Origin of the sequence: Flectobacillus roseus, assembly GCF_030056595.1 — a bacterium.
In the GTDB taxonomy this organism is placed as follows: Bacteria; Bacteroidota; Bacteroidia; order Cytophagales; family Spirosomataceae; genus Flectobacillus; species Flectobacillus roseus.
The window spans coordinates 352,650-370,808 of record NZ_JASHIF010000007.1 but is presented as its reverse complement, the minus strand read 5'-3'; the positions used below and the strand labels follow the sequence as shown (position 1 = coordinate 370,808).

16 protein-coding genes are annotated in these 18,159 nt (G+C 37.8%); 11 read left to right on the top strand and 5 right to left on the bottom strand.

Translation table 11 applies throughout. The annotated features are described in order from the left end of the window. Positions 1–109 precede the first annotated feature (109 nt). From QM524_RS08535 to QM524_RS08510, 6 genes are all read left to right on the top strand, one after another. Complete coding sequence (locus tag QM524_RS08535; protein ID WP_283344232.1) at positions 110–418, top strand: SelT/SelW/SelH family protein; 309 nt, start codon at positions 110–112, stop codon at positions 416–418. A 141-nt stretch (positions 419–559) separates the two neighbouring features. After that, positions 560–1,390 (top strand): SdiA-regulated domain-containing protein, encoded by an 831-nt coding sequence (locus QM524_RS08530; protein WP_283344231.1) that lies wholly within the window; start codon positions 560–562, stop codon positions 1,388–1,390. Positions 1,391–1,509: 119 nt separating this feature from the next. Next, positions 1,510–2,028, top strand: coding sequence for a DUF2911 domain-containing protein (locus QM524_RS08525; RefSeq protein ID WP_095167391.1), 519 nt, complete (start codon positions 1,510–1,512; stop codon positions 2,026–2,028). 211 nt (positions 2,029–2,239) lie between these two features. After that, complete coding sequence (locus QM524_RS08520) at positions 2,240–3,433, top strand: TlpA family protein disulfide reductase (protein ID WP_283344230.1); 1,194 nt, start codon at positions 2,240–2,242, stop codon at positions 3,431–3,433. A gap of 269 nt (positions 3,434–3,702) precedes the next feature. Further along, positions 3,703–4,074, top strand: a complete 372-nt coding sequence (locus QM524_RS08515; RefSeq protein ID WP_095167395.1) for a response regulator — start codon at positions 3,703–3,705, stop codon at positions 4,072–4,074. A gap of 157 nt (positions 4,075–4,231) precedes the next feature. Further along, positions 4,232–4,993: an MBL fold metallo-hydrolase gene (locus tag QM524_RS08510; protein ID WP_283344318.1), complete on the top strand. Its 762-nt coding sequence runs from the start codon at positions 4,232–4,234 to the stop codon at positions 4,991–4,993. 340 nt (positions 4,994–5,333) lie between these two features. On the opposite strand, the gene QM524_RS08505 is transcribed toward QM524_RS08510, so the two are convergent. The 4 genes from QM524_RS08505 to QM524_RS08490 all read right to left on the bottom strand — a co-directional run bounded on the left by QM524_RS08505 (position 5,334) and on the right by QM524_RS08490 (position 8,946). After that, positions 5,334–6,659: an ABC transporter permease gene (locus tag QM524_RS08505; RefSeq protein ID WP_166580095.1), complete on the bottom strand. Its 1,326-nt coding sequence runs from the start codon at positions 6,657–6,659 to the stop codon at positions 5,334–5,336. Positions 6,660–6,700: 41 nt separating this feature from the next. Next, positions 6,701–7,621: an ABC transporter ATP-binding protein gene (locus QM524_RS08500; protein WP_283344229.1), complete on the bottom strand. Its 921-nt coding sequence runs from the start codon at positions 7,619–7,621 to the stop codon at positions 6,701–6,703. A gap of 159 nt (positions 7,622–7,780) precedes the next feature. Further along, complete coding sequence (locus QM524_RS08495) at positions 7,781–8,167, bottom strand: hypothetical protein (protein ID WP_095167403.1); 387 nt, start codon at positions 8,165–8,167, stop codon at positions 7,781–7,783. A gap of 251 nt (positions 8,168–8,418) precedes the next feature. After that, complete coding sequence (locus tag QM524_RS08490; protein ID WP_166580096.1) at positions 8,419–8,946, bottom strand: RNA methyltransferase; 528 nt, start codon at positions 8,944–8,946, stop codon at positions 8,419–8,421. Positions 8,947–9,159: 213 nt separating this feature from the next. Here QM524_RS08490 and hemN point away from each other — a divergent pair, with 213 nt between their 5' ends. The 4 genes from hemN to QM524_RS08470 all read left to right on the top strand — a co-directional run bounded on the left by hemN (position 9,160) and on the right by QM524_RS08470 (position 14,481). Then, the gene (hemN, locus tag QM524_RS08485) at positions 9,160–10,668 is read left to right on the top strand and encodes an oxygen-independent coproporphyrinogen III oxidase (protein WP_310586444.1); all 1,509 of its coding nucleotides are present in this window, start codon (positions 9,160–9,162) and stop codon (positions 10,666–10,668) included. 369 nt (positions 10,669–11,037) lie between these two features. Then, entirely contained in the window at positions 11,038–12,561 is a 1,524-nt protein-coding gene (locus QM524_RS08480; protein WP_283344228.1) for a catalase, read from the top strand. A 177-nt stretch (positions 12,562–12,738) separates the two neighbouring features. Next, a complete protein-coding gene (hemA, locus tag QM524_RS08475; protein ID WP_283344227.1) occupies positions 12,739–13,953 on the top strand; it encodes a glutamyl-tRNA reductase in 1,215 nt (404 codons plus the stop codon). Between the two features lie 12 nt (positions 13,954–13,965). After that, positions 13,966–14,481, top strand: a complete 516-nt coding sequence (locus QM524_RS08470) for an ankyrin repeat domain-containing protein (protein ID WP_283344226.1) — start codon at positions 13,966–13,968, stop codon at positions 14,479–14,481. 215 nt (positions 14,482–14,696) lie between these two features. Here QM524_RS08470 and QM524_RS08465 read toward each other — a convergent pair whose 3' ends face one another. Next, the gene (locus QM524_RS08465) at positions 14,697–16,070 is read right to left on the bottom strand and encodes an MATE family efflux transporter (RefSeq protein ID WP_283344225.1); all 1,374 of its coding nucleotides are present in this window, start codon (positions 16,068–16,070) and stop codon (positions 14,697–14,699) included. Positions 16,071–16,637: 567 nt separating this feature from the next. On the opposite strand from QM524_RS08465, the gene QM524_RS08460 reads away from it, so the two are divergent. Next, on the top strand, positions 16,638–18,089 hold the full coding sequence (locus QM524_RS08460; RefSeq protein WP_283344224.1) for a glyceraldehyde-3-phosphate dehydrogenase: 1,452 nt from the start codon (positions 16,638–16,640) through the stop codon (positions 18,087–18,089). The last annotated feature ends 70 nt before the right edge of the window (positions 18,090–18,159 follow it).

Below are 18,159 nucleotides of genomic sequence, written 5' to 3'. Positions count from 1 at the left end.
GGCACAAAGGCAACAGGGGTAAGTGAAAAGTGTATAGTTATAACCAAGGACAGAAAACAATTCCCTTTGTGCCTCTGTGCCTTATGCCTGATCCCTATTAAAAACTAAAATGACAACAATCCCAACAAAACCTCGTTTGTCGATAGAGTATTGTCCGAAATGCAACTGGTTGATGCGCTCGGCTTGGATGGCTCAAGAGTTATTGACTACCTTTGAGGAGGATTTGGGCGAAGTGGCGCTTATTCCTTCCGAAATTGCAGGGCGATTTACTATTATGGTCGAAGATGAAATTCTTTTTGACCGAAAAAGAGAAGGACGTTTTCCCGAAATCAAAGAATTAAAGCAATTGGTGCGCGATAAAGTTTGTCCTGAAAAAAGCCTTGGGCATTCGGATAAAAATCAAAACCAAAGTAAATAATGGCTCTGTCAGAAGAACGGTAGCAATTGCGGATTTGGGATTATTGATTTCGGAAGTGTTTGAAATACAGTATTTGATGATGCCGAAATCCAACATCCGAAACCCGCAATCCAATAATTCATCACTTATAAAGAAACTTCCATGAAAAAACTTGTTTTGGGCTTTTGTGCACTTGGTCTCTTAGTAGCTTGTTCAGCCAAAAAAGCTGAAAAAGAAGAGGTTAAAGGTGAAAGTATTCCCTATAACTTAAATAAACCCGTACAAAAATACCTATTACCTAGAGCGCTCGACGAGATTTCGGGTTTGTCCTTTTACAAGAAAAACCAATTGGCTTGTGTCAACGACGAAGAAGGAACGCTATTCATTTATGATTTTGTCAAAAAAGAAATTGTCAAAAAAGTCGATTTTGGTAAGTCGGGAGACTATGAGGGTGTAGAGGTTGTAGGCGACGAAATATTTGTCATGAAAAGCAATGGTAAAATCCATAGTTTCAAAATAGAAGAACCGTTTGAAAGAGACCTCGATTGTTCGCACAAAGACGTCAAAGAATACGAAGGTTTGAGCTATGATCCTAAAAAGAATTATTTGTTATTGGCTGCCAAGCAAAGAAGCAAAGACAAAGACGATGTAAAGATGATTTATGCCTATAATCTCAACAATCAATCTTTGTTCAAATACATTGGTATCCCCGAATCTCAAGTAAAAACCGATAAAGGTGGTAAGGAATTTCGTCCTTCAGGGATTGCCATTCATCCTTTAACGGGGGATATGTACATCATAGCCTCACAAGGCAAAAAACTGCTGGTGTTGGCAGAAGATGGTCACAAAAAAGCCATTGTAGATTTAGACCCAAGCTTATATACACAGCCCGAAGGAATATGCTTTACGCCTCAGGGTGAGTTGTTTATTTCCTCGGAAGGAAATGGGAAGTCGGGTTATATCTTACAATTTTCTCCGAAAAGCGTGAAATAGGTGTTGTTCAGGGAAAAAATCAAAAACTCAGTAAGTTTTTAAAGAACTTTCGACGCAAATTTCGTTAATACCTTAAATGAAATAGCATATTGTACTTTCAATCAAAACCATTTTCCAAAATGAAAAAATTACTTTTCTTATCCTTATTAACTCTTATTGCTTTTGTAGGTAAAGCACAACATGGCGCAGGTGACAAAGCTAAAAGACCATCACCTCCAGCAACTGCTACAGCTACAGTAAACGGCGCTACAATCAAAATCGACTATAGCCAACCATCGGTAAAAGGTCGTAACGTATGGGCTGGTGACTTGGCTCCTTATGGCAAAGTATGGCGTACAGGTGCAAACGAAGCTACTGTTTTTGAAGTTTCGAAAGACGTAACAGTTGAAGGAAAAGCATTGAAAGCAGGTAAATACGCATTGTTCTCTATCCCTGGTGAAAAAGAATGGGTGATTATTTTCAACAAAAAATCAAACCAATGGGGTGCGTATGACTACAAAGAGTCAGACGATGCATTGCGTGTAACAGTACCAGCAAAAGCAGGTGCTATGACAGAGAAATTTACAATTACTGCTGAAAACTCAGGTAAAGTAACTTTGGCTTGGGATAAAGCTGCAGTAGCTTTTAACGTAAAATAAGAAATCAGTTATTTAGAGTGATATGCAAAGTCTTTTGTCTGTTTGGCAAAAGACTTTGTTTTTATAGGCTATACCCAAAAATATTTTCAATATTCTACGCTTTACTGTAATTTTGAATAACCTAACTACGACTTGTAGATTTGTTATGCGTTATATAGCCTTTATTTTATATTTCCTTTTTCTTTCCACGTCCGCTTTGGCACAAACTTTTATGTCGCAAGTGGATCCTCCAACTATTGGCAAAGTTTGCCCCGACTTTGGGGTATCTGTCATTACTCCGACAGGAAATGAGAAAGTAATCAACCTTCATGAACTTCGTGGAAAAGTTGTTATTCTGGAGTTTTGGGCTACTTATTGTGCTCCTTGTATTCCTTCTTTGAGCCATTTTGAACGAATCAAAAAACAATATGGCAATGCTGTCGAAATTATAGCTATTTCGGACGAAAACCGTGATAAGGTAGATGCTTTTATTGCCAAACGCAATATTCATAATGTCCTTTTTGGGATGGACTGGGGGCATAAACTCAACGAACTCTTTTTCCATCATTTTATTCCGCATACGGTTGTAATCGATAAAAATGGGGTCGTAAAAGCATTTACTGCTCCTGACGAAATCGATGCTGAAATCGTAGGAAAGTTGATTCGAAATCAAAAAGTAGACATTGTGATGAAACAGGAGTTTCAAAACACCAATTCGATGGCTACTACTAATAATGTTGCATCTTCAAACAAAGTTTCTACTGTTTTTTCGAATATAAAAAACACACCTGATGTCAACGAATTACGGATCAGTTTGAGTCCATACGCTGAAGGGAAATCTACTGAATTTATCAAAGAATCCGAAAAGCATTGGGTATTTACCAATTGTACCTTGCCTTTGATGTATCAGATACTATACGATCAAAAAGAAAGTAGGGTTAAATTAGAAGTGCCTGACGAAAACAAATACGCTTCTGACCCCAACAATCAATATTGTTTGACAGTTCATATACCAGAGAGCATGGATAAAAACGTTCCTGAGTTAGCTTTGAACCAACTTGCGCAATTGTTTCCACTCAAGGCAAAATTTGAGTCAAGAAGTCAAATGGTTTTCGTTTTGGAAAAGGCAGATTCGAGCGTTGTTGTAAGTACTAGCGATAGCACGGGAATTATTCAGAAAGGACTTACAATCAGAGATTTAGTGAGCTATTTGGAAAGTAACCCCCACTTAGTCAATAATTTGGCAGTATTAAACCAAACAGGACTTCCTGATACTACGCTGATAGATTTGGACTGGTTTCAAAACTACAACGATGTGGTACCTAATAAGCTGAAAACCTTGGGATTGAAAGGAACTGAGCGAACAGTAGATTTGAACTGTTTGATTTTATACGAAGAAAAAAAGATAACTAAGGACGCACCATAACGGAAAGTTCCTAAATCTTTATTAAATTGGTCAACATTTGGATAAATCTTTACCACAAAAAGAAGTATTCAAAAGCAGCTAAATTCTCTTAAATGGTGTTGCAAATTGCATTTAATTCAAGATAATTTGTCTCAAAAATTGATAGAGAGTTGCATAATAATAAGTATTTTTACATAAATTAAGTCTTTTATAGACAAAAGGAGTAAAATTTCAATTTTGAAGTCGTAATATCTTTACCCCGAAAATAATCAAATATTTATCATAAAAATATGAAGAAAGTCCTCATCGCTGAAGATAGCTCAGTCATTCAAAACCTTGCTAAGAAGATTTTGGAATTCCAAAACTTTGAAATCCATTCTGTGAAAAATGGCCAACAGGTATTAGATGCAATGGAAAAAGAAGATTTTGATATTTTATTGCTAGACATCAACATGCCAGTTATGGACGGAATGGACTGCGCCAGAGCTGTACGTGGGTTGGCAGATGCTGAAAAAGCCAATATCCCAATTATCGCGATTACAGGAAATGCTCGTAACTATACGATGGATGACTTTAAATCTGCGGGATTCAACGATATGTTGGCTAAGCCATTAAACTTCGACGCGCTAGTAGCTCAAGTGAAGGCTCTTACAGAGAAATAATACCAGTTTTTGTAAATAAACAAAACCTCAGTTTTGTCATTATTTACCTAAAATGTTCTGATAAAAAGATGTCCCAAAGGATTGGTTTTCTTGACTAGTCCTTTGGTATTTTTGTTTGATACGGGTTGGTTTTGCCAACTTCCCAACGCTATTCTACATGAAAATTACCTTTCTTGGTACAGGTACCTCACAGGGCGTTCCGGTCATAGCCTGCAATTGTGAAGTGTGTCAATCATTGGACTATCGTGATAAACGTCTTCGCACTGCGATCCATATTGAGGTTGATGGAAAAAGTTTTGTGATTGATGCTGGACCGGATTTTCGTCAGCAGATGTTAAGGGAACGTATCCATAAGCTCGATGCCGTGATTTTTACGCATGAGCACAAAGACCATACCGCCGGACTCGATGACGTGCGGGCATATAATTTTTTCCAGAAAAAAGATATGCCAGTCTACGGTCGTGAGCAGGTATTGGAACAAATCAAAAGAGAGTTTGCTTACGCTTTTGCCGAAATCCGCTATCCCGGTATTCCTCAAATTAATTTGTGTCCCATCGAAAATCAACCTTTTGAAATAGAAGGTGTGAGTTTTTTGCCTATAGAGGTATTACATTACAAACTTCCCGTTTTTGGCTATCGTATCGGCGATTTTGCCTACATTACCGACGTCAATTATATTTCGGCGCATGAGTTGGCAAAAGTCAAAGGCGTGAAGGTATTGGTCTTGGGTGCCCTTCGTAGAGAAAAACATCTTTCACATTTTTCATTATCTGAAGCTATTGAGGTTTTTGAAAAAGTAAAACCAGAGATGGGTTATATTACGCATATCAGTCACCAAATGGGTATGCACTCTGATGTAGAAGAAGAATTGCCTACTAATATTCGATTGGCTTATGATGGGTTATCTCTTGTTCTGTAAACTCAGAAAGTTAAAATATCGGAACACCATTTGATAATCCAAAGAAATTGCTTAACTTTTGTTAATGACTGGTTTTACAGTTGTTAACAAACTAATTTGATAGCGATATTGTAAGGTTAAATAATGCTAACCTTCCAAATACGCAACCAATAATTTATTGTAAGAAATTACCCAAAGCTCTTCCTTGTGAAGGGCTTTTTTTATTCCGAAATGATGGCTCAAAAAGAAATCCTACCGTCAAAGACAGTAGGATTTACAGTTATTAACAAACTAAAATTGGCAATTGAATTGAACAAACACTGTTGTTCTGTGGGATATTCTCGACCTCAAGCTATTACAATTATCCCTTGTAAAACACCCATTTTGTGATTTCTTTCCAACTTGGTTTTTTACCATACATCAAGATACCTACACGGTACACCTTACCTGCGAGCCAAGTGGTTCCAATAAATCCAAGTATTAAGAGTGTTAGTGATAAGGCTATTTCCCAGTTTGACACACCGAATGGCAAACGCACCATCATGTCGATTGGGGAAGTTAGTGGAATGATAGAAGCCCAGAAGGCAATAGGACTATCAGGCTTTTGTAAAATAAATTGTGCTAATATAAAAGATAAAATGATAGGAATCGTAACTGGGAACATAAATTGTTGCGCTTCGGACGGGCTTTCGACGGCCGAACCGATTGCCGCAAATAGCGAGCTATACAATAAATAGCCGCCTAAGTAGTAGAGGATGAAGCAGAAAATCATTTTTCCTAACGATACATTTTCGATAGCATCGCTGATACTATTCAATGGATTTTCGGATTTTACGCTTGCTTCAAACTTCTTGATTTCGTCTTTGCTAAGACCTGCTTTTACTTTGGCTTGTACTTTCTCCTCAATTTTACCCGACATGATGGAAGAGGTAACCGTTGAAGCCGTGAAGGTCAAAACTCCCCACAACAAAAACTGAGTAAGACCTACCATACCGACACCGATGATTTTGCCAAGCATTAATTGGAATGGTCTTACCGAAGAAACTACGACTTCGATAATACGGTTGCTTTTTTCTTCAATAACGCCATTCATTACCTGCGAACCATACAAGAAGGCAGAGAGATAAAGAAGGAATCCAAAGATACCTCCCAAAATCATAGCACCACCCGAATTACTCGATTTTTCGCCGCCATCTTCATTGAGTGTATAAGTTTGAGCATCGACATTGATTTTGTTATCTTCAAGAACTTTAAGGTCAATCCCCGCATTTTTGAGCTTAATATTCCTTAGCTCATTCTGGATTTTGCCTTGAATGGCGTGCTGTGTGCCAATTCCAACGGTTTTTTTACCCAAAATTTGAACACCTTTAGGGTTCGTCAGAATGTCTTTCTCGATATGAACAACAATATCATCATTGCTTTTTTTCAAATCTTTTTTGGCTTCCTCTAAGGTTTTTTCACTGTAGATATAGGTATAATCACCTTCCGAGTTAAGTTTGCCTTTGAACAATTTACTGTCGTCCAATACGATAACGTTTCTGGAATCATCAGAATTGACAAATAACAATACTGGAATAGTATACACTGCTGCGATCAGAAAAGGAACCAAAATCGAGGCAATCCAGAACGATTTTTTCTTAACTCTGGTAATGTATTCCCGTTGTATAATCAGTAAAATCTTATTCATGATAGTTGAGGTTTAAAATTGTTGTAGGTATAACTGATGGACTATAAAATGGTATTGGCATCTTCGCCCACAACTTTGATAAATATTTCGTTGAAAGAAGGAATATTTTCGTTGAAAGCTTTTAAGTCTACTTGCTGAATAGCTTGACCAAGAAATTGATTGGCATTAGTACCGTCCAACAAACGTACTTTTGCTTTGGTAATACCTTCTACATTTTTGGCACTGAGAATCTCAAAAACTCCTTCAATAGGAGCAAGCGCTCCCGAATATTCAAGGTTGAAGGTATTGTCTCTAAAATGATTTTTTACCTCTTTCTTTTCTCCACTCAATACCACTTTAGATTTGTTGATCAAAGCAATATTGTCGCATAGTTCCTCGACAGACTCCATACGGTGCGTTGAAAAAATGATGGTAGTTCCTTTTTCTTTCAAAGCCAAAATCTCATCTTTTAGCAAATTAGCATTGATAGGGTCGAAGCCTGAGAACGGCTCGTCAAGGATCACCAGTTTAGGTTCGTGTACAATGGTGGCAATAAACTGTGTTTTTTGTTGCATCCCTTTCGACAAATCCTCAACGTTTTTGTCCCACCAACCTTTAATATCGAATTTGATAAACCAAGCTTTGAGTTTTTCAACCGCCTCAGCTTTAGGCATACCTTTAAGTTGGGCAAGGTACAAAAGTTGCTCGCCTACTTTCATCTTTTTGTAAAGACCACGTTCTTCTGGAAGATAGCCAATTACTTCGATATGTTTGGGTTGGAGTCTTTCACCATCCAAGATAATTTGACCTTCATCTGGACCAGTAATTTGATTGATAATTCGAATAAGAGAAGTTTTGCCAGCGCCATTAGGACCCAATAGACCAAAGATTGAACCTTGAGGTACCTGAATCGAAACGCCACTGAGAGCAGTATGTCCAGCATAACGCTTAACTACATTTTGCGCTTCAAGTATAATTGACATAAGCTAGGAGGGTTTAGTTTTGGAATAAATATAGGTTTGAACGAAATTTTCTTTTATCGTTGTTCCTATTAGGATACAAAAGAAAAAGAGTTTGTCAAAAGTCGTAATTCTTTTTGACAAACTCTTCTATTCCTGTGATAAAAGGTATTTGTTTCAGTATTATTCTGCTGATTCTGAAGATAGAGCTTCTTCTACGGCTGGAGTTGATGATTTTTTGCTAGAAGATTTTTTGGCAGGAGCTTCAGTTGCTTCTGAGCCTGTAACAAGAGCGATTTTTGCATCAAATGCTGCTTTTTCGGCTTCTTTAGCTTTAGCTTTTGCTACTTTTTTAGATTGTTCTTTAATTTTTTCTGCTGCTTTTTTCTCAGCTTTTTCTTTGGCTTCTTCTTCATCTTTTTGAAGTTTCGCATATTTCTTTGCGATTTCTTCAGAAGCCTTGTCTACAGTTTTTACTAATTTCTTAGCACTTTTTTCATTAAGGCCTTTGAGGTTAGACAAAATCAAAGCCGATATTTCGTCAACGAGTTGCTTTTTATCAGATTTCATGACAGGTTAATATTAAGATATTGTTAAATAATTATTAATAAATCGAAAGTATAAAAATGCCCAAAGCGAAAAAAGTAATTTGTATTAAGTTTTCACTTTGGGCTCAAAATTTAACATTAGATTATTCCTTTTCTTAGAAATGCTTGAATAATAAAGGGTTTTGGCAAGAAAGGTATTTACAAAATCTGTTTTAATAAACGTTTGTAGATATTTTGTAAAAAACTCAAAACTCAACATTCTGAACTCTACACTTATTGAATTCCTGCTACATAATGCCAACAAATAATGCCTGCTGTTACCGAAATGTTTAAGGAATGTTTAGTACCATATTGAGGAATTTCTAAACAATAATTGGCTTTTTTTACGGCTGTTTCATTTACTCCAAAAACCTCATTTCCGAAGATAAAAGCATATTTTTCGGTCTTTTTCGGCTGGAAATCTAGCAAGGAGGTACTACCTTCTACTTGTTCAATGGCAATGACTGTATAGCCCTCTGCTTGTAACTTTTCGATTAACTCAACCACATCTGGAGCGTGTTCCCAATCAACGGTTTCGTCCGCACCAAGCGCTGTTTTCTGGATTTCTCTATGAGGAGGTGTTGCTGTAATACCGCATAAATAGATTTTTTCAGCTTTGAAAGCATCAGCTGTTCTAAACACAGAACCTACATTGTTCATACTTCTGATGTCATCCAAAATCAAAATATAAGGCAATTTTTCGATAGCTCTAAACTCTTCGGCAGACAAGCGATTGAGCTCATCCATGGATAATTTACGCATTTTTTTCGATTTAAAATATTATTGCTGGTTCGTAAATTTTTAAAAGGGATTAAGTGAAAAAGCACATAGGCACAAAGTGAGAAGTTAGCTTAAATTTTGCGTCCGATTGTGCAACAACTATTCATCTTCTTACTCTTATCAAAAATCAACCAGCCATGTATCTGTTTCGTTGTAAGAGCAAAGTTACGACAAGGATATGAAAACCAAAGATTTTTGAACTTCAAGCAAAGATATATTCAAGCTAAAGGAGTTGCTTGCTTGGGCTTGGTTATCCTAATCAGTTTTACATATGATAAAAATCATTCTGAAGACTTTCGTTTCATTTTAGTTTTGAGAGAAAATCATGTAATCAATATTATGACAACGATTAGCCTTATCCAAAAATATAATGTTCCTGGTCCACGCTACACAAGTTATCCTACGGTTCCGTTCTGGAAAGTAGAACAGTTTACAGAAAAAGCTTGGATAGAAAGCTTGCAAAAAAGTTTTGCCGAAAGCAATCATCAAGGAATCAGTCTTTATATCCACCTGCCATATTGCGAAAGTCTTTGTACTTTTTGTGGTTGTAATAAGCGTATTACTAAAAACCACTCGGTAGAAGAACCTTATATCGACGCCCTTTTGAAGGAATGGGATATGTACACCGCTTTATTATCCGAAACTCCACGAATCGCCGAAATACACTTTGGAGGTGGTACACCAAGTTTTTTCAAGCCTCAAAATCTCGCTCGTTTGGTAAAAGGCATTTTAGCAAAAGCTACATTAGCAGATGAAATAGAATTTGGTTTTGAAGGACACCCAGGCAATACCACAGCCGAACATTTGGAGGTATTGCATCAATTAGGTTTTACGCGTGTAAGTTACGGCGTGCAAGATTATGACTTGCGAGTTCAAACGGCAATTCACCGTTTTCAGCCTTTTGAACAGGTAAAACAAGTGACAGAATTGAGCCGAAAATTAGGATATTCCTCTATCAGCCATGATTTGGTATTTGGATTACCATTTCAGACTTTAGCCAGTATTGAAGATACCATTCAAAAAACGATTGCTCTTAAACCCGACCGTATTGCGTTTTATTCCTACGCTCACGTACCTTGGATTAAAGGCAATGGTCAACGAGGATTTAAGGATGAAGATCTCCCAAGTCCTGCTTTGAAACGTCAGTTATATGAAAAGGGTAGAGCGATGTTGGAGGCAAATGGTTATTTCGAAATAGGTATGGACCACTTTGCATTGGCTAATGATTCGATGTATGTAGCTCGACAAAATGGCACGCTTAATCGTAATTTTATGGGCTATACCACCACAAAGACCAAAGTGATGATTGGTTTGGGTGTATCTTCTATCAGTGACTCTTGGACTGCTTTTGCTCAGAATGTAAAAGAGATTGAGACCTACATGGATAGTATCAACCAAAATAAACTTCCGCTTCATCGTGGACATATTTTGAATCAAGAAGACCTCAAAGTTCGTGAGCAAATCCTCAATCTGATTTGTCGATTCAAGACTACTTGGGATACAAATACTTGGACTTCTGAAGAAAAAGAAGCCTTATTCGAAAGACTTCAACCATTTATAGAAGACGATTTAATTGTTTTGCACGACCACGGCGTAGAGGTTTTGGAAGCTGGCAAAACGTTTATCCGCAATATCTGTATGGCATTTGATATGCGCATGATTAGAGAAAATCCCCAACACAGGCTTTTTTCGCAGACGATATGAGGAGGGACAAAGGGAACAGGCACAAAGGCACAAAGTGGAAGAGGGGATAGGGGATAGGCAAAGAGGGGCAGAGGGAACGGGCACAAAGGCACAGAGTGGGCAAGGGGAGAGAGGATAGAGGTTAGGTAAAGAAAGAGGGGCAGAGGCACAAAGGCATAAAGTGAGTAGTAACTTCACTTTGTGCCTTTGTGCCTCTGCCCCTGCCCCTCTGTCCCTCCCTTTAAGTCCTTGTAATATAAGTTATAACTATAGTTTAAAAATAAAATATAGTTTAAATCTATAATTATATATAAAATATCAATTTGATTTATAATTCTCGAGTCAGCAATTTTGTCATGTAAACATAACATAACAGTTATTAACAAACACATGAATAAATCCATAAAAATTGCTGCTCTGGCGCTATTATCATCGACTGTTGCAGTTGCACAAACTCCCCTAACTACTAACAATGGTTCTCCTGTTGGAGATAATCAAAACTCTAAAACAATCGGACAAAATGGACAAGTGTTGCTAGAAGATATCCATTTGATTGAAAAACTAGCCTCGTTCGACCGTGAGCGTATTCCTGAGCGTGTGGTACATGCACGTGGCGCTGGGGCTTATGGTGAATTTGTCTCAGAAGGCGAATTTTCAAAATATACCAAAGCGGCTTTGTTTGCGGCTAAAGGTAAAAAAACACCAGTTTTTGTTCGTTTTTCTACCGTAGTTCATGGAAATGGTTCACCAGAAACCTTGCGTGACCCACGTGGTTTTGCTACTAAGTTTTATACCGAGCAAGGCAATTATGATATCGTTGGTAATAACCTTCCTGTATTTTTTATTCGCGATGCCATCAAGTTTCCAGATATGGTACACGCTTTCAAACCATCGCCTATTTATAACAAGCAAGATCCCAACCGTGTGTTTGATTTTTTCTCACATATTCCAGAGGGAACACACATGTTGACACGTGTGTATTCGGACTTTGGTATCCCTGCTAATTATCGTCAAATGGATGGGTCGAGTGTTCATGCTTTCAAGTGGGTAAATGAAGCTGGCGAAGTGAGTTATGTAAAATATACTTGGAAAACGAATCAGGGTGTGAAAAACCTTACTGCTGATGAAGCTGCCAAAGTACAAGCCCAAGATTTCCAGCATGCTACGGTAGATTTATATGATAATATTAAAAAAGGAAACTTCCCTTCTTGGGATTTATTTGTACAAATCTTAAAGCCAGAAGATTTAGATAAATTCGATTTTAATCCACTAGATGTTACAAAAGTTTGGCCAGAGTCAATTGCTCCGTTGACAAAGGTTGGTAAAATGACTTTAAACCGTGTACCTGATAATTTCTTTGAAGAAGTTGAGCAGTCGGCTTTTGCGCCTGCCAATTTGGTACCAGGCATAGAGCCATCTGAAGACAAACTTTTGCAAGGTCGCTTATTTTCTTACACCGATACGCAACGTCACCGCATAGGAGGCAATTTTCAACAGCTTCCTATTAATGCACCAAGAGCGGCTGTGAATACATACAACCAAGATGGTGCTTTCAGCAATCGCCACAAAACTTCTGATGTAAACTATCAACCAAGTGTTGCGGCTGATGCTTTAACTGACAATGCACAATATAAATACTCAGTTTCGAAGTTTACCAATGTGACTACAGTTCAGCAAAAAATCACAAAGCCTAATGATTTTAAGCAAGCAGGTGATTTTTACCGCTCTTTGTCCGAAACAGATAAAGTAAGTTTGATTAAAAACTTATCTGGTGATTTGGCGGCTGTCAAAAACAAAGATGTAGCTCGCAAAATGGTAGGCTATTTCTACCTAGCTGATGCGGATTACGGTACTCGTTTGGCTAAAGCTCTCAACTTTAGCCGTGAGGAAGTTGAAGCCTTGTTTAGAAAATAAGTTATAATTAGGCCAAAAGGCAATAGGAATTAGTCATCATTTTATTGATAGCTCTTGATTTGCTTTTCTTTATATCAAACCAAATCGGGCAGGATTTAGGAGCGTATTTTGAAAAGTAAAACAATACTGTCAACGAATGTTTAAGCTAATACCTATTGCCTAACCACTAATATAAAAATGATTCATCATACCATGCCATCTATCAAAGTCATATCGCTTTCATATAAAACTGCTGATGTTGCAGTTCGTGGACAATTGCAGTTCTCGGAGGAGGAGGTGCAAACCTTTTTGGCAAATTTTCAAGCTCATGAAGACGTCAAATCCTTGATGCTTCTATCAACTTGTAACCGAACTGAATTGTATTTCGAGTCCGAAACTACATCCGCTAAAGACATGATTGAACAGATGTTGACTTTTAAGAATGTATGGATTGGTGGACATTTGCTTAAAGTTATTGAAACTACTCAAGAGTCAGCTCAGTATATGATGGAGGTGGCGATGGGATTACATTCAATGGTTTTGGGCGACAAACAAATTATTCAGCAAGTCAAAAGTGCTTATTTACAGAGTCAAAGCATGGGGCTTATTTCGGGAGCATTTGAGCGCTTGTTTCAACAAGTTTTTCGTTCATTTAAGCGAATTAGTAATGAAACCGCCTTTTTGAAAGGCTCTCAATCTACGAGTTATTTGGCAGTGGAGCACGCCAGAAGACTCGTAGGCAAACAAGCAAAAGTATTGTTATTGGGAGCTGGAGAAATCGCTAAAGATGTGGTCAAATATTTGGTTTCACAAGGTTTTGAAAATGTGGTAATTGCCAATCGCACTCTCGAAAAAGCCCAAGCACTTGCTAAATCGAGAGATTCTTACTTTTACTTTCCTTTTTCGGAAATACCTCAATACTTTTCTGATTTTGATGTGGTTATTTCAAGTATTGGCGTGAAAGATTTAATTCAAGATACCTTTTTCCGTAAATCTACTTTTCCTAAAGTATTGGTTGATTTAGCTGTTCCAGCAAGTATTTCTATATCTGAACAAACAAAGCAGTCGGTTCAGTTAATCAATATTGATACTTTGGTTGAAAAAATTCAGGTGAACAAGACCGAAAGCCAAGCAGCAGTTACCGAAGTTCAAACGATTATTGAGCAAGAGTTAGCACAATTTATGAAATGGTATGATTCATTACCTATCAACCAGTTTTTAGCTTCCTTGAAACAACATTATAAATCTACCATTCAAGAAAAATTACAACAACATAAGCAAGAGCTACCAGACGGAGTTATTGATTCTATCGTGGCTGCTTTGCTCAAAACACCAGCTGTAAGTCTGAAGAATATGAATTTACCAGAATCTGTTTCATCGGTTCAACAGCTCAATAATATTTACCACTTTTAGGCTTTTCATTTTATGAAAAATATACTTTTTGTATTGTGTTTCACTCTCATCATACATACAGCACAGGCACAACAATCTATTTGGAATGCTTGTCGTGAAGGCGATAAAACAACCGTAGAATCTTTATTAAAACAAGGGTTTTCTATTGACGCTCAAGACCATAAAGGCTTTACACCCTTAATCTTGGCAGTGTATAATCAACAAACAGATTTAGTAAAATATTTATTAGAAAAAGGCGCAAATCCTGATATTGCAGATACCTCTGGCAATACGGCCTTGATGGGAGCTACTTTTAAAGGATATACCGAAATCGCACAATTATTATTAGTAAAAAAGGCAAATCCTAATATTCAAAATGGTAATGGCGCTACAGCTTTGAGTTTTGCAGCTACTTTTGGGCATCTTTCTTTAGTCAAAGTATTATTGCAGGCAGGAGCCAACAAGCGTCTCCAAGATCGTTTTGGGAACACCCCTCTCAAAAATGCATTGATGCAGGAAAATACCGAAATAGCAGAGCTTTTGAAGTAAAATAGAGTTTAACACACATGAGTCATTATTGTAAAAATTTGTATGCCTTCAGGCGAGACGCCATACTTTGCGTCTAAGGTTGAGTCACATATCAAAAAAAGGGGTCGGAAAATAAATTCCAACCCCTTTTTTGATACTATATTTCAGAAAGATACCTCTCAAGACGCAATCATTGAGTCTCTACTGATGGAATTCGATTTTTACAATCACTCAATTTATACCTTCATCGTTCTCCAGCGACCTTTTTTGAAGAAATAAATGCCCATCAGTGCCAAAATAGATTCGGCAATGGCGATGGATAAGAATACCCCAAGCGGCCCCCAATGCCAGTATTGCGCCATCAGATAAGCCAAAGGTATTTCGATGAGCCAGAAACAAATAAAGTTCATAATCGTTGGCGTGCGAGTATCGCCAGCACCATTGAGTGCTTGTCCGATGACCATTCCGTAGCCAAAAAAGAGATAGCCCGCACTCATGATTTGCAAACATAAAACACCTACTTCTACGACTTTGGGATTATTGTTGAAAATTGAAATGAAGTTCTCCGCAAAACCTAAAAACAATAAGCCTACCAACAATAGAAATATCATATTGTAAAAAGCGGTTCTCCAAACAGATTTCTCAGCTCGGTCAGGCTGTTTAGCGCCTAAATTTTGTCCCATCAAGGTAGCGGCGGCATTCGCCATACCCCATGCTGGCAAAATCGTAAACACGATAATTCTGATAGCAATAGTATAACCTGCCACGGCGTCGCTTCCGAAACTTGAGATAATACGCGTTAAGAAAATCCAACTTGCCGACTGAATCAAGAATTGCCCTGTACCACCCGAACCAATAGCAATCAAGTTTTTGAGGACAGCCCAGTCTGGTTTGAGTAATCTCAATTCTAAGCGAAGGTTGCCTTGCCCTTTTTGTAAAGACCATAATTGGTATAATACGCCAATAGTTCTACCTGTAGTAGTGGCAATGGCTGCGCCTTCTACCCCAAACTTTAACCCCATAATCAAGAGAGCATCGAGTGCCATATTGATGATATTGGCCAAAATAATCGAACGCATCGCCGTAGAGGCATCTCCTGCACCACGCAATGCACCGCTGAGTGTGTAAAGTAAAATTACAGCAGGACTACTAATAAACATCAAGCGAGTAAACAAGGCTCCTTGCTCAATCAAATGAGGTTCGCCACCCATAAGTGCGAGGATTTGTTCAGCAAAAATTGCCCCAGGAATTCCAACGAGCGCCGATAAAACTAAGGAAATAAGAATTACCTGAGATACGGCATGAGCGGCCGCTTCGGGGTTTCCTTCGCCTGTTCGACGTGAGACAATGGCGGTAGCTGCCGAGCTAAGACCTATGGCAACCGAATAAATCAGGGTAAGTACCGATTCGGTCAACCCAACGGTAGCGATGGCTTCTATGCTAATTTTAGATACAAAAAAGGCATCAACAATTGCAAAGAGCGATTCTCCGATCATTTCTAATATCATAGGAATAGATAAAAGAAAAATCGCTCGATTAATGCTCATTTGAGTATAATTCTGTTCTTCTCCACGAATAGCTTCGAGGAATAGTTCAATGTATTTTTTCATTGAGAATTGCGATACGATAAGATAATGGTAAAATAATATAGCTTTTTATAAAGCAGAAAAGCCTAGTTTTTGACTAGGAAAATAAGAGGGGAAAATAAAGTACCACGTAGGGACTAAATATTAGAAAATCATGGGCATTTACGGCTTAAAGCCTGTTTGAGGTTGGTGTTGCAAAGGTAATAGGATTTAGGACTTTTTATAGAATGTTCTAAAAAATCTTTTCAAAGAAATAAAGAGTATTTTGTCTTTCTCTACACAGCTAAATGATTTGAAATAAAGGATTTACAACCTAAAACAAGTCAAGATAGTGAAGAGTTTCCTTGAAAAATGGCGTTTAAATAAAATTTAGCAGGATTTTAATAAAAAATTAAACATTCAGAAGGACTTTATACATCCAATCTATTCGATATGGCGTAAGTTTGGTATGAACGAAAAATCCTCAGTATTTATACCTATAGATATTTAGCGAAATTTCGCTTAGAATTAATATTCCGCCATCTTACTTTTGTATCAAGATTTGTCACAAATCTTTTCTTATAACAAAACAAACCTTGAAACGAGTAAATCATGATACAAGAATCTATTTATGAACAAGAACTGAGTCATTGGATTGAAGATGAAAAAGCAGCGCTGGAATTGGTAAATGTGGTAGGTAAACTTTGGTTTGAAAAATCGGTAGAATTGCTGCTTTTTAGAAACCAAATGTTTGATGTGAGCTCTTCGGGCTTGTTAAGTTTACATGATTACGCACAGAATTTTATTGGTCAACCTATTACAGTACAAGTAACATTAGAATTGGCTCAGGCTATTCATGAGATAGAAATTTCACCATCACGCATAGACATGGGGCGTTTGGGAAGTGAGTGGTTGCAAGAATCTGTATTATACGATAATGCCAAGCAATTTGTCGTAACTAAGTTGGGCGATTTTATTGGAAAAGATCGACTTTGTTTGACGCCCAAAGATGTGGTTTTATATGGTTTTGGACGTATTGGTCGTTTGGCGGCACGTATGTTGGTAAGTATGGCAGGCAAAGGCGAACAGTTGCGTTTGAGAGCCATCGTAACCCGTGACCGTTCGGCAGAAGATATTTACAAACGTGCTGATTTGCTCAGAAATGACTCTATTTATGGTCCATTTGCTGGAACAGTTGCCGTTGACGAAGAAAATAGATGCCTGATTATCAATGGACAACGTGTGCAAATGATTAACGCCTCTTCGCCTGAGTCGATTGATTATACACAATACGATATTGATGATGCTTTGGTGATTGATAATACGGGTGTAAAACGAGACCGAGAGGGGTTGAGTAAACACCTTCTGGCAAAAGGAGTTAGCAAAGTATTATTGACAGCGCCAGGCAAAGGCGATATTCCGAATATTGTAGCTGGGGTCAATAATTTGGCGTATGAAGAAGGTGAAAATATATTTTCGGCTGCTTCATGTACTACAAATGCCATCGTTCCGATTTTGTCGGTTATTCATCAAGAATTAGGCATAGAAAGAGGACATATCGAAACGGTTCACTCTTACACTAATGACCAAAACTTGTTGGATAATTATCATCCAAAATCAAGAAGAGGTCGTTCGGCAGCACAAAATTTAGTAATTACCGAAACTGGGGCAGACAAAGCAGTAGCCAAAGTAATTCCTGAGTTGGCAGGCAAATTGACTGGAAATGCGATTCGTGTGCCAACGCCTAATGGTTCTTTGGCCGTATTGAACCTACAAATAGGACGCACGGTAACAAAAGAGGAGGTAAATGAAGTAATTCGTAAGGCTTCACTCAAGGGAGATTTAGTTGAGCAGATTCAGTATTCTATGTCCGAAGAATTAGTTTCTTCTGATATTATCGGAAGCCCAAGTCCATCTGTATTTGATAGTAGAGCGACGATTGTGTCAAAAGATGGAAAAAGCGTTGTGCTATATGTTTGGTACGACAACGAATATGGTTATACAAGACAAACGTTGAAAGTTGCTAAGAATATTTCTGGTGTTTTAAGGTTAATGTATTATTGAGTTAGTTTGATGGTTTAGGTTGCTACAATGAGACCTGTATCATTTGTTTAAGTAAAAAGGGATAGATAAG